The sequence below is a fragment of the Kitasatospora phosalacinea genome (assembly GCF_000717185.1).
Taxonomy (GTDB): domain Bacteria; phylum Actinomycetota; class Actinomycetes; order Streptomycetales; family Streptomycetaceae; genus Kitasatospora; species Kitasatospora phosalacinea_A.
The window spans coordinates 1-270 of record NZ_JNYE01000303.1 but is presented as its reverse complement, the minus strand read 5'-3'; the positions used below and the strand labels follow the sequence as shown (position 1 = coordinate 270).

Sequence of the window (270 nt, the reverse complement as noted above, 5' to 3'; positions counted from 1 at the left end):
AACACACCCGCACCCCACCCCTCAGCCACCCGCACCGCATCCAGGAACCGCACCGGCTCCCGCACCTGCCGCACCCAGTACCCCGGATCCGACCACTGCCCCTCATCCATCACACCCGTCAGCGTCGACACCACCGGAACCACCGGCCGTCCCAACGACAACCCACCCACCACCGAACCCAGCTCCTCCAGCACCCCGTCCATCAACCCCGAATGGAACGCATCACTCACCCGCAACCTCCGCACCCGCACACCCCCCTCCTCCAACAAC

General features: G+C 67.8%; 1 protein-coding gene. It reads right to left on the bottom strand.

The window, feature by feature from the left end; genetic code table 11:
* Window positions 1-230: hypothetical protein (locus OO57_RS47150; protein WP_158715399.1), on the bottom strand; the 230-nt coding region annotated here is incomplete at its 3' end.
* Window positions 231-270: the final 40 nt, after the last annotated feature.